Raw genomic sequence first — 19,114 nt, 5'->3', positions numbered from 1 at the left:
GTAGGGCAGTAGGGCAATATGTTTAAAGGGCGCTCGAACCTCTGCCGTAGTGCCCTACTGCCCTAGAGGCCTACTGCCCTACTGCCCTACTGCCCTACTGCCCTACTGCCCTACTGCCCTACTGCCCTACTGCCTGCCATTTTAGGGGCTTACATCCGGCAAAACTCTTCCCTATAAGGCCCTCCTAGCCTGATACCAGAATCGCGAGCACAACCGGCCGGGTCATCCCGTCCGGCTTTTTGTGCAAGCCGCCCGCCGAACGGACCCTCGACATGCCAAGACGCACCGACATCAAGTCGATCCTGATCATCGGGGCCGGCCCCATCGTCATCGGCCAGGCCTGCGAATTCGACTATTCCGGCACCCAGGCCTGCAAGGCGCTGAAGGAAGAGGGTTTTCGCGTTATCCTGGTCAATTCCAATCCGGCCACCATCATGACCGATCCGGAACTGGCCGACGCCACGTACATCGAGCCGATCACGCCCGAAGTGGTGGCCAAGATCATCGCCAAGGAGCGGCCGGACGCGCTGCTGCCGACCATGGGCGGCCAGACCGCGCTCAACACCGCTCTGTCGCTGCGCCGCATGGGCGTGCTCGACCGCTATCAGGTCGAGATGATCGGTGCCGACGCCACCGCAATCGACAAGGCCGAGGACCGCGCGCTGTTTCGCGAGGCGATGAACAAGATCGGCCTGGAAACGCCGAAGTCGATGCTGGCCAACGCAACCGACGTCAAGAACGCCGACCGCAAGACGCACGAGGCCGAGCGCGCCGCGCTGAAGGCCGAGAAGCCGGAAAATCTCGACGCCGCGCTCGATGCTCTGGAAACGCGCTGGAACCTCGGTGAGGGCGACCGCAAGCAGCGCTATATCAGCTATGCCATGGCGATTGCAGCACAAGCGCTCGACCATGTCGGCCTGCCCGCAATTATCCGCCCCTCCTTCACTATGGGCGGCACCGGCGGCGGCATCGCCTACAACCGCGCCGAATTCTTCGAGATCGTCCAGTCCGGCCTCGACGCCTCGCCGACCACCGAAGTGCTGATCGAGGAGAGCGTGCTCGGCTGGAAGGAGTATGAGATGGAGGTTGTCCGCGACAAAGCCGACAACTGCATCATCGTCTGCTCGATCGAGAACATCGACCCGATGGGCGTGCATACCGGCGATTCGATCACCGTCGCCCCTGCGCTGACGCTGACCGACAAGGAATACCAGATGATGCGCAACGCCTCGATCGCGGTGCTGCGCGAGATCGGCGTCGAGACCGGCGGCTCCAACGTGCAGTTCGCCGTCAACCCGGCCGACGGCCGCCTGGTGGTGATCGAGATGAACCCGCGCGTCTCGCGCTCGTCGGCGCTGGCCTCCAAGGCGACCGGTTTTCCGATCGCCAAGATCGCCGCCAAGCTCGCCGTCGGCTACACGCTGGACGAGCTTGAGAACGACATCACCGGCGGAGCAACGCCGGCCTCGTTCGAGCCGAGCATCGACTATGTCGTCACAAAAATCCCGCGCTTTGCCTTCGAGAAGTTTCCCGGCGCCGAGCCGGTGCTGACCACCTCGATGAAGTCGGTCGGCGAGGTCATGGCCATCGGCCGCACTTTCCAGGAATCGCTGCAGAAGGCCTTGCGCGGGCTGGAGACCGGCCTGACCGGTCTGGACGAAATCGAGATTCCCGGCATCGGCCATGGGACGACAGCTGCCAGCCACGTCGACGACCGCAACGCCATCCGCGCCGCACTCGGCACGCCGACGCCGGACCGGCTGCGCATGGTGGCGCAAGCGATCCGCATGGGCACTTCGCTCGAAGACGTGCACGCGATGTGCAAGATCGACCCGTGGTTCCTCGAACAGATCGCCGGCATTCTCGACATGGAAGCCCGCATCCGCGAGCACGGCATCCCCGAGGACGCCGCCAATCTGCGCATGCTGAAGGCGATGGGTTTCTCCGATGCCCGCCTCGCCTCCCTGGTCAGGAAGGATGTCGAAGAGATCCAGAAGATACGCGACAAGCTCGACGTTCATCCCGTCTACAAGCGTATCGACACCTGCGCCGCCGAATTCGCCTCGCCCACCGCCTACATGTATTCGACCTATGAGGTTCCCTTCGCCGGCGCGCTCGCCAACGAGGCGCAGGTCTCGTCGCGCAAAAAGGTCGTCATCCTCGGCGGCGGCCCCAACCGCATCGGCCAGGGCATCGAGTTCGACTATTGCTGCTGCCATGCCGCCTTTGCGCTGCGCGACGCCGGCTTCGAGGCGATCATGATCAACTGCAACCCCGAGACCGTGTCGACCGACTACGACACCTCGGACCGGCTCTATTTCGAGCCGCTGACGCCGGAGGACGTGCTGGAGATCCTGCGCGCCGAGCAGGCGTCGGGCGAACTGGTCGGCGTCATCGTCCAGTTCGGCGGCCAGACGCCGCTGAAGCTGGCGGATGCGCTGGAGAAGGCCGGCATCCCGATCCTCGGCACCTCGCCCGACATGATCGATCTGGCCGAGGACCGCGACCGCTTCCAGAAGCTGCTGCACAAGCTCGGCCTCAGCCAGCCGAAGAACGGCATTGCCTATTCGGTCGAGCAGGCCCGCCTCGTCGCCGGCGAGCTCGGCTTCCCGCTGGTGGTGCGCCCGTCGTACGTGCTCGGCGGCCGCGCCATGCAGATCATCCACGACGAGAGCATGCTGCAGTCCTATCTGCTCGACACCGTGCCCGGCCTGGTACCGGAGGACATCAAGCAGAAATACCCCAACGACAAGACCGGCCAGATCAACACGCTGCTCGGCAAGAACCCGCTTCTGTTCGATACCTATCTGTCGGGCGCCATCGAGGTCGATGTCGATTGTCTCTGCGACGGCAGGTCGACCTACGTCTCCGGCATATTGGAGCACATCGAGGAGGCCGGCATCCACTCGGGCGACTCGGCCTGCTCGCTGCCGGTGCACTCGCTGCCATCGGAGCTCGTCGACGAACTCGAGCGCCAGACGGCAGCGCTGGCCCGTGCGCTCAATGTCGGCGGGCTGATGAACGTGCAGTACGCGATCAAGGACGGCACCGTCTATGTGCTGGAGGTCAACCCGCGCGCATCGCGCACCGTGCCCTTCGTCGCCAAGACCATTGGGCGGCCGATCGCAAAGATCGCCGCCCGCATCATGGCCGGCGAAAGCCTGGAAGACGCCTTCGCCCATTACGGCGCCATGCCCGACCCGCGCAACCCCGGCCACATCGCCGTCAAGGAAGCGGTATTCCCGTTCGCCCGCTTCCCCGGCGTCGACATATTGCTCGGCCCGGAAATGCGCTCGACCGGCGAGGTCATGGGCCTCGACCGCGACTTCGCGCTGGCCTTCGCCAAGAGCCAACTGGGGGCGGGTGTTGATCTCCCCCGCGCGGGCACGCTGTTTGTCTCGGTGCGCGACGAGGACAAGAAAGGCATCCTGCCGGCGGTCAAGCGTCTCGCCGGCCAGGGTTTCAAAGTGCTCGCCACCTCAGGCACCGCCCGCTTCCTCGCCGAGAACGGCGTCGTCGCCGAAAAGATAAACAAGGTGCTGGAAGGCCGCCCGCACATCGAGGACGCCATCCGCAACCGCCAGGTCCAGATCGTCTTCAACACCACGGACGGCCAGAAAGCGGTGTCGGACTCCAAATCGCTGCGCCGGGCGACGCTGATGCAGAAAGTGCCGTATTACACGACGCTGTCGGGTGCGGCTGCGGTGGCGGAGGCTATTGCGGCATTGAGAGCGGGGAGCCTGGAGGTCAGGCCGCTGCAGGAGTATTTTGCTTAGGCGATTAGCCAATCTCCCTCCTTGTGGGGGAGATGGCCGGCAGGCCAGAGGGGGGGCGCTGTCCCGCCAGCCCTCCGTTCTTCCAACGCCCCTTCTGCCATTAGGAGAGAAGGTCATGCGCGATGCAATGCGGAAGAATTCCCAGAAATGATACGGCCCGGACAGAAGCGTTTCACGCCAAGTATTCCACGAGTGACGTGGCTTTACTCCTCTTAACATCCTTTTCGTAAGTTCGTAGTAATTCCAAGCGCCAAGCCTTTGTCTTTTCAGGGCTCTTCAAATCTGCTTTATAATCAAAATCTGGACTCTGATCATCCACCAAATGATTGAGATCGTTAATTATTTCCGGAACTATGCTTTTAAGGGCCTTAAATAGACTGATATATTTAGCGTTGTCTCTAAGCTTTTTTGAATTCGCAATTAATTTGGCGTTTTGATTGGTATCAATGATCTCCCGAACGACGGAAAGTATAAAATACTTTGTAAGCGCATAACTCGACATAGGGCCATTTTTCAATCCCTTTATCTCTTCGTTTATCAGGTTCATCAAGTCCCTAAGAAACACTATCCTCTGCGCGTCAACTTCAGGTCTACCGAATATCTCGGAGTAATTTTCATCGAAAACCTTGTAGATTTGATGGCAAGAAAAAGGCCTTCGCAAATCAAAGGCCAGAAGCATTCTTCCCGCTTCATCATTTGAAATAACTGGCCCATCGTTTCCGAACTTCTCACCCCGCTTTATCTCAAAATTGTAGCCATAGCCGCCCTTTGCAAATTCTTGACTAAGGCGATTCATAAGATCATCGTCTGATCTAAGATCTTTTGCCTTAATAGCATTCTGATTGTTACTATTAAGTGTTATTTTTCTGGAGAGGCGCTCGTCATTAAGAGAAATTACTTTGACAAATATACGCAAGTCTTCAGAAAGAAACTTTGAATTATTATAAAATGTCGTAAGGCTCTGAGCTCCATTGACAACAACATAGTTCGATATCGTAATTTCTTCCGTTTCGGTATCAAGGTTGGCATACCTACATATTATCGTGATGCCATTGTGGTACAAAGGGAAAAACAGATGCTCAGCCTTATCACGCACTGACGCCGTGATAGACTTATTTACGTCTGTATTACCAAGAGAATAGCGCACATTTCTTTTAAATAGTGACGCGTCCCCTATCCCTTTGAGGCCGGTCACCGCAGTTGCGGACACGGGAAAAACGAAAACCTCAGCCTGCTTACCAACGTTAACGTTTAAACAGCCTGCATAGCTAACGGAGAACGTATATTTATCGTCAATGCCGCCCTCGGTTTCAAGATCGACATGATCATTAGCAATCTTGGCGCGGTCATAGAGTATCAACGAATCATGTTTGGCGAGAAATTCTTCGGTGTCAGCATTTGGCAGTTGGTTAGTTACGAATATTCCAACAACCTTATACCCTTTATCAACAAGAGGCCCAATCGATTGCCTCTGCAACAAATTTTTTAAATCCTGATTCGCGTTACCATCGAGAATTTCTGACACCTTGTGAGAGGTATCAAATTGAGAAAGGGTTCCGATAAATGTTTTTAGAACATTGTCTCCAATTTTACTGTTATTGTTTTGAGTTGTCTTTGACTGAAAAATATGAATTTCTTTATTTAGCTCGTCGACCCATATGGCGTCGACACCCTTGTCATTCTGCGCATCGCAAACGGCGTCAGCGGCATCGACGGCGTCAAGCCGGTAAATATTTTCCAAGAACCAAAGCGTAAATGATTTGCCTTCGCTAAAGCCCTTCGCGGTAAATCTCTCGATTAGAGAAGCGAAATTCGGTGACTCTAATTGCGCAGATTCCATTTGTTCCTCCCCACCTTGTCCAGTTGATTATCCATTTTTATATTTTGAATCAACAGTCGCCTTTGATAGGGGAACGCAGCCTGATCCGTCCAGCCAATCCGCCTTTCCCAAGGGGACAGGTCATGCGAATCCTCATGAAGGCGTGCTGCCGCCTGCCCGATTGTCAAACCGGTTAATCGCCGACGCTCGGTTTAGTTGAGAAACCCTATAAACCGTCCGGCGAACAGCACCGATGTCCACAGCACCAGCGAAAGCACCGCCAGCATGGTCGTGGCCCCATCGACCGGCTCCTCACCGCCTTTTGCGCGCCGCATGAAGGCGAGGAAGTTGGCGCCGGCAAGCAGGATGAGCGTCATCTTGGCGAGGAAGATCGGCATAGCCGCATATTCGCTCGCCCTTACTGAAAAGAGCAGCGACCCCGTGACAAGCGCGCCGCCGAACGCGGCCAATGCGGTGCGGCGCAGCAGCGCGACGAACGCCGTCTGCGGCAGCGAGCGGAAGGCGCCGAGGATCCTGAGATCCATGAGCCAGACGCTGGTGAGCAGCGCGCCGATCGACATAATGTGCAGTGCATTGATGATGGGGTAGGCGACGAACGAGGCCTTTAGTCCCCGCACCATAGCGAGCTGCTCGATGCCGGCAAAAAACCCGTCCATTCAGGCCGGCGGCACGCGGTCGGGATAGACATCATAGGTTTTGCCGCCGACGATGACGCGCACTGCCTTCATGCGTTTTTCGTTTTCGTCGCGCGAGCGGTTGCCGATCGCGGTCACCTCGTCGCCGATCTTGGCGACCTCCTCGGTAAAGCCGGCGGCGATCGTGCGGGACGGCGTCGCCATCTCCACCCGCCAGGCCTCTCCCTCGGCATCGACGTCCAGCGTGGCGTGCGGATTGCCGATATAGATGGCCGTGATCTTGCCCTTGAGTTCGAAAAATCCGTCCTGCGTCCACGACCAGCCGTGATGGGCATAGGCTGCGGTGGCGGCGGCAAGGATCACCGCCGCTGCCAGCATGACGCTTCGGTTGAAAGGTGACTGCATCGCTCGTCTCCTCGGTTCGGCATTAGAGGGTAGGTCAGCGCGCGGCAGCGTCAAATCACATGAGGTGTGCGCTGCCCCTCATTGCCCTGCCGGGCATTTCTCCCCGTATCGGGCATTTCTCCCCGTATAGTGACGGGGAGAAAGGTGCCTTCGCCAAGGATTTCGCCAATCTCCAGAGTTGAAGAAAGGGAGCTGAGTTTGCCGCCAGCCCCCTTCTCCCCGTCCCTCTACGGGGAGAAGATGCCGGCAGGCAGATGAGGGGCGGCGCCGACTTCTACGATCGAGCGCCCGCTTGCCCCGACCCCTCACGCCGCCCAGTCGACTTCGGACATCCCCAGCCGTTCGTAGAGCCGGACCGCGGCGGCGTTCTCGACAGTGTTGGTCTTGAGATCGACATGCGCAGCACCCCTTGCCTGAAACACGGCGAAAGCGTGCCGCATCAGCGCCTCGGCGATGCCATTGCCGCGTGCCTCGGGGTGGACGGCAAGATCCTTGACGAACGCCCGTGTCCAGCAGAGCGCCGCGCCCGCCAGCCGGCCCTTGCCGTCGATGACCAGGAAACACAAAGCTGGGTCGAATTCCGCGTCGGCCGAAATGCGCGGCCACCATTCGTCGAACGGCCCGTCGGCGCCGTCGTCAAACACCGCGGTCAACAGCGTATGCAAAGCGAGTGCATCGGCGGCTTCGAAGGCGCGCATGAAAAAACCTTCGGGCCAGAGCGGCGCCAGAAGTGTGTCGTCGAAGATCTTGCGCAGGCGGATGTCGTTTGGCGCCGGCGGGCGCGGCTCAGGCATCGGGCTGCATGCGGCGGCGCAGGCTGTCGCTGCCGAGCCCGGTTTCGCCGAGCATCCCCTTGCGCTTGGCGTCGTAATAATAGCCGCTCTGGTAGAGCCGGTCGGCGCGCTTGGGGTTGCCGCCTGAGACCAGCCAGGCGCCGCGCAGATATTTCACCGCATATTTCAAATTGGTCTCGGCGTCGAACAGGCCGCTCGCCGGCCCGTCATAGCCCATGCCGCGCGCCGTCGCGTGCTTGATCTGCATCAGCCCCCAATGGCCGTGATTGTAGGCTTTCGGGTTGAACGTGCTCTCGCGGTTGACGACATGGCGCACCAGATCGACCGGCACCTGGTAAAGCGCGGAATATTTCTCGATCAGTCGCTCGATCTCGCTGCGGCCGCCGGCGTTCGACTGACCCTCGGTGGGGTCGGTCGCGGCCAGAACGGCCGGGTTCTGCGGCACCGTGTAGGAAACCGGCTGAACGCCGGGCATGGCCGCGGTCTGTTGGCTGACCGGCATGGCGACGGCCGGCGTCGCGGCAACAGGCTGGGCATTGGCGGTCATGACGGCGGGGGTAGTTGCCGCCAGCGGCGTCGGCCCGGCAAAGGCGGCGGCCGGCTCGATCGGCAGCGCAGCCGTCTGGGCGACGCCGGACGGCTCCGGCAAGACCGAAACCGTATCGGGCAGCGCCAACGTAAAGCCGGCATCGGTATTGGCCGTATTTTCGGTGAAGGCCGGCGTCGGGGTCACCGGCGAAGTCGAGGTGCAACCGCTGAGAGCGGCCACGGCCAACACCGCCGCAAGGACGGGAAAGAGGAATTTTGCTGGCAAGCGGTGCTCGGGTCCGGTTCGTCGGGTGTTAAGAAGTCCTTACACCAGCATCTTTCCCCGGGCAATCCGCGGTACCCGGCGGTTTTCGGGTGGCGAGCCGGGCCGCGAAATGCGATATTGTTCTGGATTTGTACTTCGAAGGATTCCGGAAAGGAGCACGCCATGGACGCCTCTCATGCCACCGCCGGCCACGCGGTCTTCGAAACCGTGCTCGGCTTCATGGGTATCGCCTGGAGCGAAGCCGGGCTGACCCGGCTCTGCCTGCCGCAGCGCAATCGCGACGCGGTGGAGCGCCGGCTGCTGCGCCATGCCGCCGCCGAGCAGCCTGCGAAGCCCGAGCCGCAATGGGTTGCCGAGCTGATCGCGTCGATCAAGGCCTACGCCGCCGGCGAGGATATAGATTTCTCCAACGTGCCGGTCGATCTCAGCGGCGTCGACGAGTTCCGCCTGGCGATCTATGACGCGGCGCGAAAACTCGCCTTCGGCGAAACCACCACCTATGGCGAACTGGCCAAACGCGCCGGCCATGCCGGGCTGGCGCGTGAGACGGGCGCCGCCCTCGGCGCCAACCCGGTGCCGCTGGTCATCCCCTGTCACCGCATCCTTGCCGCCGGCGGCAAGATCGGCGGATTTTCCGCGCCCGGCGGCTCGGCCACCAAGGAAAAGATGCTGGCCATGGAAGGCGTGCGCGTCGGCCCGCGGCCGCCGGCGCAGGTGTCGTTCGGGTTTTAGGTGTGCTGATATTCAGGTGATGCCGGTACCCCGGCGCACCATTTCGTCCCACTCTAATCCGGAAGCAGGCGCCGGCGAAAACGCCGGTCGATCTCCACCCGCTTGCATTTGTAGACGGTGCAGGAATTCGTGTCGGCGCTCGGCACCGAGGCCCGCGCCCTGACCTCGCCGATGTCGCAGAATTGCTGGCTCCGCACGTAGCGGTCGTAGAGCGCCAGCCCCGGCACGCGCGCCGATCTGTAACGCAGGATGACCGCGCCCTCGCGCGCGATCGTCGCCTGCACCTTGCCGCAGCTCATGCGGGTCGGGTCGTAGCGCGAGCCCGCCTGCGCCTCGGCGGCCACCAGCGTCAGGCAAGCGGCAAGCAGAACGATTTTCATGTCCCTCTCCCCAAAACCCGGTCGCGCCCGAAGCCGGCGCGATCCTCCCGGGTCAGGCGCGCAACGACGACGCTCTCACGCGATTGGGGCGGCCGTTGGGCAGCGTTGCCGTCGCGCCATTTTCCGCCCCGTCTTGTTTTTTGCGCGAAGGCATATTATATGCGGTCCATTGATATTTCGGCCGATCGATCCGGGCCTCGCGATCTTCGCGTTTGCTGACGTTCTATCTCCAAAATCTCGATACAAACCGGCTGGGTTTCGGCCCAGTCAAACTAAAGCAAACGTAAAGGACTATCGAAATGGCAACAGGTACGGTCAAGTGGTTTAATTCCACCAAGGGTTTCGGCTTCATTCAGCCTGACAGCGGCGGCGCGGACGTTTTCGTCCACATCTCCGCAGTCGAGCGTGCTGGACTGTCGACCCTGGTTGAAGGCCAGAAGATCAACTTCGAGATCGAGCAGGACCGCCGCACTGGCAAGTCGTCCGCTGGATCTCTGAGCAAGGCAGCCTGATTTTGCGAATGGCGCGCGCCGGGCGATAGCCCGGGACGCGCGGCAAGTCACGGATGTACTGGCGGTCGCGCGAGAAGCGCGCCGGAGCGAAAGACCCGACAAGCCGAAGCAGCAGATTGCTGCCGGCCCGGCCAAAACGCTCCCGATCAGGCTACCAAGCATGGGAAGGCGGGATTTTGTCCCGCCTTTTTGCTGTCTGGATTCCAGTGAACCGCTGCCTTGGGCCTATAGTCCCACTTTGTGGTGTTTTTGGCCCAATGTGGTACTATTGATTCATGAGCAAGCTTGAACAGATTGAGAAATCCGTTGCCGAACTAAGCCCCGAAGAGCTGAGAGCGTTTGCCGCATGGTTCGAGGCGCTGCAGGCCGACATGTGGGACCGGCAGATCGAAGCCGACGCCAAGGGCGGCAGGCTGGACAAGCTTGCCGAGCAGGCCTTGGCTGATCATCGCGCCGGCCGGACCCGGCCTCTGTGAATCATTTTGCTACTCCCTCTTTTTGGGAGGCCTACGCAAAACTGCCCTCGTTAATCAGAGCAAAGGCGAACAGACGTTTCGCCAAACTGAATTCTGACCCGTTCCACCCGTCGTTGCATTTCAAACAGGTCGGGCGCTACTGGTCGGCGCGGGTTGATATCAACTACCGCGCCGTGGCTGTTCGCGACCACGATGACGTGGTCTGGTTCTGGATAGGCACCCATTCCGAATATGATCGCCTGCTGAAATAGCCGCGCGACCATTCACGTCATCGGCCGAGGGCCGCAAGCCCGACCTCCGGAGCGAGCCGCGAAGCGCCGAGAAGCGTGACTAAGGCAGCCACTCCAGCGGCACATGCCCCGGGTCGGCCTCGACCCTATTCAGCCAGGCGGCCACCGCCGGATAGGCGTCGAGCTGAAACCCGCCCGTCTCGGCCGTGTGCGTATAGGCATAGAGCGCGATGTCGGCGACGCTGAGCACATTGCCGGCAAAGTACGTGCTCCCGGCCAGGTGCTTGTCCATGACGCCAAGCGCCTTGTTGCCGCGCTCCAGCGTCAGGGCCAGCCGCTCCGGCGTCGCATCCTTGGCTCTTTCAGGGAAGGTCAGCAGCGCCCTGCGCACGGCGATATAAGGCTCATGGCTGTATTGCTCGAAGAACAGCCACTGATAGGCCAGCGCGCGTTCGTATCTGTCCGCCGGCAGAAACCGCGTGCCTTCGGCGAGATAGAGCAGGATGGCATTGGATTCGGCCAGCCGCCGGCCGTCGTCGAGTTCGAGCAGTGGCACCATGGCGTTCGGGTTTTTCGCGACATAGTCGGGCTTGCGCGTATCGCCGGTGTGCGAGCTGACCTCGACATTGGTGAAAGCGATGCCGAGCTTGGCCATCAACAGGCGCGGCTTGTAGCAATTGCCGCTGTCGATCATTCCATAGAGTATCATCGGTGCTCCCCCTTGCTCGCAACCACCCGTCTCAGGGCTTGATCCAGCCTCTATCGCGGCAGCGGCGGCTTCATCCAGTGATTTGTTTTGGCGTAACCATCAGCGCCGCTGATGCATTTCAGGATATATCGAGATTCAAGTCAGGCCGAGCCGAGAAGGGTGGGTTCCGAGAACCGGAGCGGAGCGTACTTTGGGTACGTGAGCACCGGAAGCGCAGGAAACCGCCGTTCGCAGGCCGGCATCACTTGAATCTCGACATATCCTAGCCGAATAGGGGGATGACGTTGTTGTCCCTGCCAAGCAGCCTGTCGATCGACAGCGGCTCCTCGTCGAACAGCGTACCGGCCAGCGCCGGCCGGGCAAGGTAAAAGCCCTGCAGCAGGTCGACGCCGCCATCCAGCGCGACGCGCAGATGCGTGGCGTTCTCGACGCCTTCGACCAGCACCTTGGCGCCACGGTCGTGCAGCGTCGAAACTAGCGGCCGGAAAAACCGCTCGGCGGCGGCATGGCGGCAGAATTCTGCGAACCAGGTGCCGTCGATCTTGACGATGTCGGGCTGCACCAGTGCTACCCTTTCTTCGGTCGAATGCCCGGTGCCGAAATCGTCGATGGCGATGCGGACGCCGTCGCGCCGCATCTCGCGCGCCAGGCTGACAAGCACCTTGTCGCCGGCCGCCTGCTCGGTAATCTCGCAGACCAGCATGCCGGGATGCAGGCCGAAATCCGTCAGATGCCTGGTCATCAGCCTGATTTCGGCCAGCGCCCGTGCGGGGTCATCGTTGATCAGCGGATTGTAGTTGAAGAAGAGGTCGAGCCCGTCGACGCCGATGTTGCGGAAGTTGCGCAAATGCAGCACCCGGCACATGGTTTCGACAAACAGCCGATCCGCTGCCGGCACACCTTCGAAGAAGATTTGCGGCGCCACCGGCCTGCCTGCACGGTGCGGCTCGATCAGTCCCTCGACCGCGACGGCGGCGAGAAACCTGCCGCGCGGCGCGAAGACCGGCTGGTAGGCGCTCCTCAGCCGGAATGCGCCGTAGACGCCATATTCGATGCCGACCTCGTCGGCAAAGATCGCTTCGCCGACCTTGCGCCGCATGTCGGCCCGCCCGGTCACGATGCCACCCTGCGGCCAAAGGCCCGCATCGGCCGCCGCGATGGCGAAACGGCCGCGGGAACTTTGTCCTTATCGGGCGACACCGCTGATGCCTGCCCGGCCTTGTCGAAGACGTGAAAGCTGGTCGGTGCAAGCTCCGGGCGTGCCAGCACGAAGCCTTGCACCATCGAGGCGCCCGACTTTTCGGCGAGCTCGAGCTGCCAGCCCGTCTCGATGCCCTCGAATACCGTACGGATGCCTTGCTCTTCGAAGCTGGTCACCATAGCGGTCAGCAAGGCGAAGCCGGCACCGGACTCCATCAGCGTCATGATCCAGTCGGCGTCGAACTTGACGATGTCTGGCCTGAGTTCCTTGATGCGATTGATGTCGGATTCGTCGGCGCCGTAATCGTCGACGGCAATGCGCAAACCATTGCCCCTGAGCGCCTCGACGAAATTGTAGAGCGTTTCCTGCGACGCCGATTTCTGTTCGGTGACCTCGCAGACGACGCGGCGCGGATCGATGTCGGCCTCGTGCAGCACCAGCCGCATTTCGCGCAGCGCCTTGTCGGCGATGCTGCGGTCGGTGAACACCGATGGATCGAAATTAATGAAGATGGAGGCGTCTCGCGGCAGGCAGGCGCCGGCGTTCAGAAGGTGCAGCGTCCGTGTCAGCGCCTCGATATGCAGGCGGTCGACCGCCGGACAACTGTTGAAGAAACTCATTGGCGGCTGCGGCTCGCCTTCGCGGAGCGGCCGGATCAGCCCCTCGAACGCGACGACGGAAAGCTTGCCCTTGTTGAAGGCGAAGATCGGCTGGAACGCGCTTTGCAGCGTATAGACCCCCCAGACACCGCTGGCGGTGCCGTCATCATGGCGGATGATATGGGCAAGCCCGATGCTGCGTGTCACGGTTCCTCGCTATGCGAGACTGGCGGACCGGCTACGGTCCTGCCGTTCAAGCTTTTACCGATCGTTGATGAATTTATTGTTGCCAGCATTGCGCGCTGGCTCATTCGACAATGCCTGCGCTGGGCTTGCGCTTGACCAGATGATGCGACATGAGAGGCGCCGCAGCGCCTTCGCCCGCCGGTCCTTTCTGGAGATATCTGTCATGGCCTTTCTTGCCGACGTCCTTTCCCGCGTAAAGCCTTCCGCGACCATCGCGGTGACGCAGAAGGCGCGCGAGCTGAAAAACGCCGGCCGCGACGTGATCGGGCTGGGCGCCGGCGAACCGGACTTCGACACCCCCGACAACATCAAGAACGCCGCGATCGAGGCCATCCGCCGAGGCGAGACGAAGTATCCGCCGGTATCCGGCATCGTGCCGCTGCGCGATGCGATCGCGAAAAAATTCAAGCGCGAGAACAATCTCGACTACCGGCCGGAGCAGACCATCGTCGGCACCGGCGGCAAGCAGATCCTGTTCAACGCTTTCATGGCGACGCTGAACCCCGGCGACGAGGTGATCATCCCGCGGCCCTACTGGGTGAGCTATCCCGAAATGGTGGCGATCTGCGGCGGCACCTCGGCCTTTGCCGACACCTCCATCGACAACGGCTTCAAGCTGACGGCGACCGTGCTGGAAAAGGCGATCACGCCGCGCACCAAATGGCTGTTGATGAACTCGCCGTCCAACCCCTCGGGCGCCGCCTATACCGAGGCGGAGCTCAAGGGCCTGGCCGACGTGCTGTTGAAGCACCCGCATGTCTGGGTGCTGACCGACGACATGTACGAGCACCTGACTTATGGCGACTTCGTCTTCAAGACCATCGCCGAGGTCGAGCCGAAGCTCTATGAGCGCACGCTGACGATGAACGGCGTGTCAAAGGCCTATGCCATGACCGGCTGGCGCATCGGCTACGCGGCAGGCCCGGTGCCGCTGATCAAGGCGATGGACATGATCCAGGGCCAGCAGACCTCCGGCGCCTGCACCATCGCCCAATGGGCGGCGGTCGAAGCGCTGAACGGCCCGCAGGATTTCATCCCGAAGAACAAGGCGATCTTCCAGGGCCGGCGCGATCTCGTCGTCTCGATGCTCAACCAGGCGCGCGGCATCACCTGCCCGTCGCCGGAGGGTGCGTTCTACGTCTATCCCTCCTGTGCCCAGCTGATCGGCAGGAGGACCAAGAACGGCAAGGTGATCGACAGCGACGAAACCTTCTGCTCCGAACTGCTCGAGGCCGAGGGCGTGGCGGTTGTTTTCGGCTCGGCCTTTGGCCTCGGCCCGAACTTCCGCATCTCCTACGCCACGTCGGAGGCTCTGCTCGAAGAGGCCTGCACGCGCATCCAGCGCTTTACCGCCGCGCTGGTCTGAGACGTTTCAGCCGCCATACTGCTCGTCGTTCACCTTCTCCAGCCAATCGACATGCGCATCCTCGAGCGCCTCCTGCATGGCGATGTGGGTCATCGCCGATTTGGGCGCGGCGCCGTGCCAGTGCTTTTCACCGGCCGCAAAGGAGATGACGTCGCCGGCCCTGATCTCCTGTAGCGGCCCGCCCCAGCTTTGCACGAGACCGGCACCGGATGTGACATAGAGCGTCTGGCCGAGCGGATGCGTGTGCCAGTGGGTGCGGGCGCCGGGCTCGAAGCTGACCAGCGTGGCTCTGAGCCGCGCCGGCGCCTCTTTCTCGATGATCGGCGTCTGCAAAACCCGGCCAGTGAAGTATTTTTCCGGCGCAACAATCGTCGGCACGCTGCCGCAGGCAATGATCTTCATCGTCGCAAATCCTCGATTCAATCCAGTGTCTTAGACCCTACCACTTTCGTCCGATGCCGGCTGCATCTCCTGCCGGCTGCGGGCAAAACGCGGCCAGAACAGACCGGTTCGCGTGCGGTAAGCGTCGTAGGCATCGGCCAACCTTGTCCGCGAAAATTTTCGCTCTTCGTCCAAGGCCGCGATCACGTAGATCGTAACGATGCCGGCGACCGGCACCACCGCCCAGACCGACCAGGTCGCGATACCCCATCCGACCCAGAAGATGATGTAGGACGTGTAGAACGGATGCCGGACATGGAGATAAGGGCCTTCGGTCACCAGGCTGTCGGGATTGTCGGGATCGAATGCGAACCGCAGCCCCGCCTTGCGGGAGACCGAGATCGCCCACCAGAACAGCGCCGAGCTTGCCAGTTCGATGGCGAGCCCGCCGATCTTCGCCGCCACCGGCTGCCGCTCGATCCACAGCAGCGCAAGAAAGAACAGCGCCGTGCCGACCACGACGGCCGAAATGATCATCGCGCCTTGAGACATGCTCGGCGACTGGAAATGCGCGCGCATCGACCAGGCATATTGGCCGAGCGTCGCGATGCTGCTGATCGAGACGAGAAGGTCGAGCGTGGATTCCATCATCAGGCTCCGGGGGTTAGCTGTGGTGGATTCGTTCATCATACCCGGCAGAAACCCAGAAATCATTTCTTAACCACCGTTCTAAACAACATGGTGACCTCGGCATGCGATGTTGACCTAGAGACAATCCCAAGGTCCAAACCAGATATGGCCGTTTCCCACCGCACGATCCGCACGCCGCAAGCGGATTTGCGCCTCAGCCAGTCGTCGGGACCCGGCATCCCGCTTGTCCTGATCCACGGCTCGGGCAGTTCGCGCGCCGTATTCGCCCGCCAGTTCGACAGCCCGTTGGCCGCTGCCCATCGGTTGATTGCTTTCGACCTGCCCGGCCATGGCGAATCGTCGGACGCCCGCGATCCGGCGACGGACTACACCATCGCCGGCCTTGCCCAATCGGCGGCTCAGCTCCTCGATGCCTTGGGCATCGGCCGCGCCGTCGTCTTCGGCTGGTCGCTTGGCGGGCACGTGGCAATCGAACTCGCGAGTTTTCACCGCGCCGTCGGCGGGCTGATGCTGACCGGCGCGCCGCCGGTATCGAAGGGTCCTTTCGGCATGCTGCGCGGCTTCCACGCGCATTGGGACATGCTGCTGGCGTCCAAAAAGACGTATTCCGAACGCGATGCCGAGCGCTTCGAGACGCTGTGTTTCGGCGACACCGCCGATCCGTCCTTTCGCCAAGCCATCCTGCGCACCGACGGCCGGCTGCGCGCCGCGGTGACGCGCGGCATGCTCACCGGCAAGGGTGCCGACCAGAGACAGGTGGTCGAGCAAGCCGCGTTTCCGGTCGCTATCGTCAATGGCGAGAACGATCCGTTCGTCCGGCTCGGCTATTTTGAGACGCTCGCCTACGGCTCGCTGTGGGAGCATTGCCACATCGTCTCCGGCGCCGGGCATGCGCCTTTCTGGGAGCGTGCGGACCTGTTCAATCCGTTGTTGGCGCGCTTTGCCGAGACGGTGGCGGTGCAGCGCGTGGACGCACCCCCGCTGGCGTCGCGCCTGACCGGCACCGGCTGAACCGGCCCCAACTTCAAATCCCTTCAACTTCAAATCCCTTGCCCTCCCGGCCTGCCCGTGGGACGATGCCCTTTGGGTAGGTGGCAAATTGAAAAAAGCCTCGCCCGCGACGGCCGACAGGCCGGCCGCCGCTCACAGGGAAACGCCTGAGTGGAGGTCAGCCATGGGTACTCGCGCCGGAGGACGACGCACGGGACCGAAATGCATTGCCATAGTCGGTCCCTTCGCAAGCGGTAAGACGACACTTCTCGAAGCCATACTCGCCCGTACAGGCGCCATTCCCCGCCAGAATCCCGTTTCGTCCGGAAATACCGTTTCCGATCATTCGCCCGAGGCGCGCGCTCACGGCATGAGCGTCGAGGCGACCTTCGCCACCACCGATTTCATGGGCGAGCCGTTCACCTTCGTCGATTGTCCCGGCTCGATCGAATTCTCCTTCGAAGCCGAGCCGGTGCTGGCCGCCTGCGACGTCGCCGTGGTCGTTGCCGAGGCCGACGAGAAGAAGATCCCTGCCCTGCAGCTGATCATGCGCAAGCTCGACGAGCTCGGCGTGCCGCGCATGCTGTTCCTGAACAAGGTCGACAAGGCGATAGCAGGTGTGCGCGACACGCTGAAGATGCTGCAGCCGGCAAGCTCGGTGCCATTGCTGCTGCGCCAGATCCCGCTGCGCAAGGACGGCGTCGTCATCGGCTCGATCGACCTCGCTCTGGAGCGTGCCTACATCTACCGCGAATATGCCGAGAGCGAGGTCGCCCAGATCCCGAGCGACGACAAGGCGCGCGAGCTCGAGGCGCGCTTTTCCATGCTGGAGACGCTCGCCGACCATGACGACCGCCTGATGGAGCAATTGCTGGACGAGATCGAACCGCCGAAGGACGCGATCTTCGACGACCTCGCCGCAGATCTGCGCGACGGCACGGTGACGCCGGTGCTGATCGGCACCGCCGAGAAAGGCAATGGCGTGCTGCGCCTGTTGAAGGCGATCCGTCACGACGCACCCGACATCGCGGCGACGCGCCAGCGTCTCGGCGCGCCCGATGGCAATGCCACCGTGGTCCAGGTGATGAAGACCATCCACACCGCGCATGGCGGCAAGCTGTCGGTCTCGCGCATCCTGTCCGGCCAGGTCGCCGACGCCGCCGAGCTGTTCCTTCCCAACGGCGAGACGGCAAAGGTCTCCGGCATCTACAAGATGCTCGGCAAGGACCAGGTCAAGCTGACTTTGGCCAAGGCCGGCGACACTGTGGCGCTCGGCAAGCTGGACGCCGTCAGGACCGGCCAGACGCTGAGCTCGACCAAGGGCGGCATCAAGCCGCTGGTCACGCTGGCGCCGCCGCAACCGGTCTTCGCCTTCGCGCTGCGGCCGAAAGAGCGCAAGGACGAGGTCAAGATGTCGGCGGCCATCCAGCGCCTGGCCGAGGAAGATCCCTCGCTCAACCTGCATCACAACCAGGATTCCGCCGAAACCGTGCTGTCCGGTCATGGCGAGATGCATCTGCGCGTCGTGCGCGAGCGGCTGGAAGGCAAGAACCAGATCCCGGTCGAAGGCCATGTGCCGGCCGTGCCCTATCGCGAGACGATCCGCAAAGCGACGCAGCAGCGCGGCCGCCACAAGAAACAGTCGGGCGGCCACGGCCAGTTCGGCGATGTGGTGCTGGAGATCAAACCGCTGCCGCGCGGTTCAGGCTTCCAGTTCACCGATACGATCACCGGCGGCGTCGTGCCGAAGACCTACATCCAGTCGGTCGAGACCGGCGTGCGCGATTACCTGAAATCGGGCCCGCTCGGCTTCCCGGTCGTCGATGTTGCCGTCAACCTTTCCGACGGCTCCTACCATGCGGTCGATTCCTCCGACATGGCCTTCCAGATGGCGGCGAAGCTGGCGATGAAGGAAGGCATGGCCGCGTGCTCGCCGGTGCTGCTGGAGCCGGTGATGAAGGTCGAGATCGTCACGCCGTCGGATGCGACGTCGAAGATCATCGCTCTGATCCCGCAGCGGCGCGGCCAGATCCTCGGCTACGACGCGCGGCCCGACTGGCCGGGATGGGACGTGGTCGAGGCGACCATGCCGCAGGCTGAGATCGGCGACCTCATCATCGAGCTGCGCTCGGCCACTGCGGGTGTCGCCAGCTACCGGGCCGTCTTCGACCACATGGCCGAACTCACCGGCCGGTTGGCCGACGAAGCGCTGAACGCCAACGGCAAGGCCGCCTGAGCTGCCCTTGCGGCCCAACAGGAAACGGGGCCCCGGGGTGCCCGGCGGCGGGTGGTGGGGGGGCGGGGGGGGGGGGGGGGCAACGGGGGGGCGCCGGCCGGGTGGGGGCGGGGGTTGTGTGGGGGGGGGTTGGGGGGGGGG

Annotated in this window: 19 protein-coding genes; 8 read left to right on the top strand and 11 right to left on the bottom strand. The window is 62.1% G+C overall.

What is annotated here, in order from left to right:
• The first annotated feature begins 272 nt into the window (after nucleotides 1–272).
• On the top strand, nucleotides 273–3,776 hold the full coding sequence (carB, locus tag NKH41_RS32025; RefSeq protein WP_352772975.1) for a carbamoyl-phosphate synthase large subunit: 3,504 nt from the start codon (nucleotides 273–275) through the stop codon (nucleotides 3,774–3,776).
• 172 nt (nucleotides 3,777–3,948) lie between these two features.
• Here carB and NKH41_RS32020 read toward each other — a convergent pair whose 3' ends face one another.
• The 5 genes from NKH41_RS32020 to NKH41_RS32000 form a co-directional block, all read right to left on the bottom strand.
• Nucleotides 3,949–5,616: an AIPR family protein gene (locus tag NKH41_RS32020; protein WP_352772972.1), complete on the bottom strand. Its 1,668-nt coding sequence runs from the start codon at nucleotides 5,614–5,616 to the stop codon at nucleotides 3,949–3,951.
• Between the two features lie 191 nt (nucleotides 5,617–5,807).
• The gene (locus NKH41_RS32015) at nucleotides 5,808–6,272 is read right to left on the bottom strand and encodes a DUF6644 family protein (protein WP_352772970.1); all 465 of its coding nucleotides are present in this window, start codon (nucleotides 6,270–6,272) and stop codon (nucleotides 5,808–5,810) included.
• Nucleotides 6,273–6,656 (bottom strand): DUF6152 family protein, encoded by a 384-nt coding sequence (locus tag NKH41_RS32010; protein WP_352772968.1) that lies wholly within the window; start codon nucleotides 6,654–6,656, stop codon nucleotides 6,273–6,275.
• 305 nt (nucleotides 6,657–6,961) lie between these two features.
• On the bottom strand, nucleotides 6,962–7,450 hold the full coding sequence (locus tag NKH41_RS32005) for a GNAT family N-acetyltransferase (protein WP_352772965.1): 489 nt from the start codon (nucleotides 7,448–7,450) through the stop codon (nucleotides 6,962–6,964).
• Entirely contained in the window at nucleotides 7,443–8,219 is a 777-nt protein-coding gene (locus NKH41_RS32000; RefSeq protein ID WP_352772962.1) for a transglycosylase SLT domain-containing protein, read from the bottom strand. Before NKH41_RS32000 ends, NKH41_RS32005 begins: the two co-directional genes overlap by 8 nt.
• A 207-nt stretch (nucleotides 8,220–8,426) precedes the next feature.
• Between NKH41_RS32000 and NKH41_RS31995 the strand changes: the two genes are divergently transcribed.
• Nucleotides 8,427–8,996, top strand: a complete 570-nt coding sequence (locus NKH41_RS31995) for a methylated-DNA--[protein]-cysteine S-methyltransferase (protein ID WP_352772960.1) — start codon at nucleotides 8,427–8,429, stop codon at nucleotides 8,994–8,996.
• Between the two features lie 53 nt (nucleotides 8,997–9,049).
• On the opposite strand, the gene NKH41_RS31990 is transcribed toward NKH41_RS31995, so the two are convergent.
• Complete coding sequence (locus NKH41_RS31990) at nucleotides 9,050–9,376, bottom strand: hypothetical protein (protein WP_352772958.1); 327 nt, start codon at nucleotides 9,374–9,376, stop codon at nucleotides 9,050–9,052.
• Nucleotides 9,377–9,675: 299 nt separating this feature from the next.
• On the opposite strand from NKH41_RS31990, the gene NKH41_RS31985 reads away from it, so the two are divergent.
• The 3 genes from NKH41_RS31985 to NKH41_RS31975 all read left to right on the top strand — a co-directional run bounded on the left by NKH41_RS31985 (nucleotide 9,676) and on the right by NKH41_RS31975 (nucleotide 10,615).
• On the top strand, nucleotides 9,676–9,888 hold the full coding sequence (locus NKH41_RS31985; protein WP_023678332.1) for a cold-shock protein: 213 nt from the start codon (nucleotides 9,676–9,678) through the stop codon (nucleotides 9,886–9,888).
• 275 nt (nucleotides 9,889–10,163) lie between these two features.
• Complete coding sequence (locus NKH41_RS31980) at nucleotides 10,164–10,364, top strand: hypothetical protein (protein WP_352475039.1); 201 nt, start codon at nucleotides 10,164–10,166, stop codon at nucleotides 10,362–10,364.
• The gene (locus tag NKH41_RS31975; RefSeq protein WP_352616729.1) at nucleotides 10,361–10,615 is read left to right on the top strand and encodes a type II toxin-antitoxin system RelE family toxin; all 255 of its coding nucleotides are present in this window, start codon (nucleotides 10,361–10,363) and stop codon (nucleotides 10,613–10,615) included. Before NKH41_RS31980 ends, NKH41_RS31975 begins: the two co-directional genes overlap by 4 nt.
• A gap of 79 nt (nucleotides 10,616–10,694) precedes the next feature.
• Here the strand turns inward: NKH41_RS31975 and NKH41_RS31970 are convergent, their stop codons facing one another.
• The 3 genes from NKH41_RS31970 to NKH41_RS31960 form a co-directional block, all read right to left on the bottom strand.
• Complete coding sequence (locus NKH41_RS31970) at nucleotides 10,695–11,303, bottom strand: glutathione S-transferase family protein (RefSeq protein WP_352772955.1); 609 nt, start codon at nucleotides 11,301–11,303, stop codon at nucleotides 10,695–10,697.
• Nucleotides 11,304–11,565: 262 nt separating this feature from the next.
• On the bottom strand, nucleotides 11,566–12,420 hold the full coding sequence (locus NKH41_RS31965; RefSeq protein WP_352622192.1) for an EAL domain-containing protein: 855 nt from the start codon (nucleotides 12,418–12,420) through the stop codon (nucleotides 11,566–11,568).
• Complete coding sequence (locus NKH41_RS31960; RefSeq protein WP_352772952.1) at nucleotides 12,417–13,310, bottom strand: EAL domain-containing protein; 894 nt, start codon at nucleotides 13,308–13,310, stop codon at nucleotides 12,417–12,419. Before NKH41_RS31960 ends, NKH41_RS31965 begins: the two co-directional genes overlap by 4 nt.
• 202 nt (nucleotides 13,311–13,512) lie before the next feature.
• On the opposite strand from NKH41_RS31960, the gene NKH41_RS31955 reads away from it, so the two are divergent.
• Entirely contained in the window at nucleotides 13,513–14,715 is a 1,203-nt protein-coding gene (locus NKH41_RS31955; RefSeq protein ID WP_352772949.1) for a pyridoxal phosphate-dependent aminotransferase, read from the top strand.
• Nucleotides 14,716–14,721: 6 nt separating this feature from the next.
• Here NKH41_RS31955 and NKH41_RS31950 read toward each other — a convergent pair whose 3' ends face one another.
• Both NKH41_RS31950 and NKH41_RS31945 read right to left on the bottom strand, forming a co-directional pair.
• Complete coding sequence (locus tag NKH41_RS31950; RefSeq protein WP_352772946.1) at nucleotides 14,722–15,117, bottom strand: (R)-mandelonitrile lyase; 396 nt, start codon at nucleotides 15,115–15,117, stop codon at nucleotides 14,722–14,724.
• Between the two features lie 30 nt (nucleotides 15,118–15,147).
• Nucleotides 15,148–15,747, bottom strand: coding sequence for a methyltransferase family protein (locus NKH41_RS31945; RefSeq protein ID WP_352772944.1), 600 nt, complete (start codon nucleotides 15,745–15,747; stop codon nucleotides 15,148–15,150).
• A 144-nt stretch (nucleotides 15,748–15,891) separates the two neighbouring features.
• Between NKH41_RS31945 and NKH41_RS31940 the strand changes: the two genes are divergently transcribed.
• Both NKH41_RS31940 and NKH41_RS31935 read left to right on the top strand, forming a co-directional pair.
• The gene (locus NKH41_RS31940) at nucleotides 15,892–16,758 is read left to right on the top strand and encodes an alpha/beta fold hydrolase (RefSeq protein WP_352475048.1); all 867 of its coding nucleotides are present in this window, start codon (nucleotides 15,892–15,894) and stop codon (nucleotides 16,756–16,758) included.
• Between the two features lie 163 nt (nucleotides 16,759–16,921).
• The gene (locus tag NKH41_RS31935) at nucleotides 16,922–18,973 is read left to right on the top strand and encodes an elongation factor G (protein WP_352772942.1); all 2,052 of its coding nucleotides are present in this window, start codon (nucleotides 16,922–16,924) and stop codon (nucleotides 18,971–18,973) included.
• Nucleotides 18,974–19,114: the final 141 nt, after the last annotated feature.

The organism is Mesorhizobium sp. M1169 (genome assembly GCF_040318345.1).
Lineage (GTDB): Bacteria > Pseudomonadota > Alphaproteobacteria > Rhizobiales > Rhizobiaceae > Mesorhizobium.
This window is presented reverse-complemented; position numbering and strand designations above follow the sequence as displayed.

Bases quoted from the DNA above. Each gene is read 5' to 3' on its own strand.
- NKH41_RS32015 (WP_352772970.1), bottom strand. From the start codon at position 6,272: ATGGACGGGTTTTTTGCCGGCATCGAGCAGCTCGCTATGGTGCGGGGA.
- NKH41_RS32020 (WP_352772972.1), bottom strand. From the start codon at position 5,616: ATGGAATCTGCGCAATTAGAGTCACCGAATTTCGCTTCTCTAATCGAG.
- NKH41_RS31955 (WP_352772949.1), top strand. From the start codon at position 13,513: ATGGCCTTTCTTGCCGACGTCCTTTCCCGCGTAAAGCCTTCCGCGACC.
- NKH41_RS31995 (WP_352772960.1), top strand. From the start codon at position 8,427: ATGGACGCCTCTCATGCCACCGCCGGCCACGCGGTCTTCGAAACCGTG.
- NKH41_RS31990 (WP_352772958.1), bottom strand. From the start codon at position 9,376: ATGAAAATCGTTCTGCTTGCCGCTTGCCTGACGCTGGTGGCCGCCGAG.
- carB (WP_352772975.1), top strand. From the start codon at position 273: ATGCCAAGACGCACCGACATCAAGTCGATCCTGATCATCGGGGCCGGC.
- NKH41_RS31940 (WP_352475048.1), top strand. From the start codon at position 15,892: ATGGCCGTTTCCCACCGCACGATCCGCACGCCGCAAGCGGATTTGCGC.
- NKH41_RS32005 (WP_352772965.1), bottom strand. From the start codon at position 7,450: ATGCCTGAGCCGCGCCCGCCGGCGCCAAACGACATCCGCCTGCGCAAG.
- NKH41_RS31970 (WP_352772955.1), bottom strand. From the start codon at position 11,303: ATGATACTCTATGGAATGATCGACAGCGGCAATTGCTACAAGCCGCGC.
- NKH41_RS31985 (WP_023678332.1), top strand. From the start codon at position 9,676: ATGGCAACAGGTACGGTCAAGTGGTTTAATTCCACCAAGGGTTTCGGC.
- NKH41_RS31980 (WP_352475039.1), top strand. From the start codon at position 10,164: ATGAGCAAGCTTGAACAGATTGAGAAATCCGTTGCCGAACTAAGCCCC.
- NKH41_RS31945 (WP_352772944.1), bottom strand. From the start codon at position 15,747: ATGATGGAATCCACGCTCGACCTTCTCGTCTCGATCAGCAGCATCGCG.
- NKH41_RS31950 (WP_352772946.1), bottom strand. From the start codon at position 15,117: ATGAAGATCATTGCCTGCGGCAGCGTGCCGACGATTGTTGCGCCGGAA.
- NKH41_RS31935 (WP_352772942.1), top strand. From the start codon at position 16,922: ATGGGTACTCGCGCCGGAGGACGACGCACGGGACCGAAATGCATTGCC.
- NKH41_RS32010 (WP_352772968.1), bottom strand. From the start codon at position 6,656: ATGCAGTCACCTTTCAACCGAAGCGTCATGCTGGCAGCGGCGGTGATC.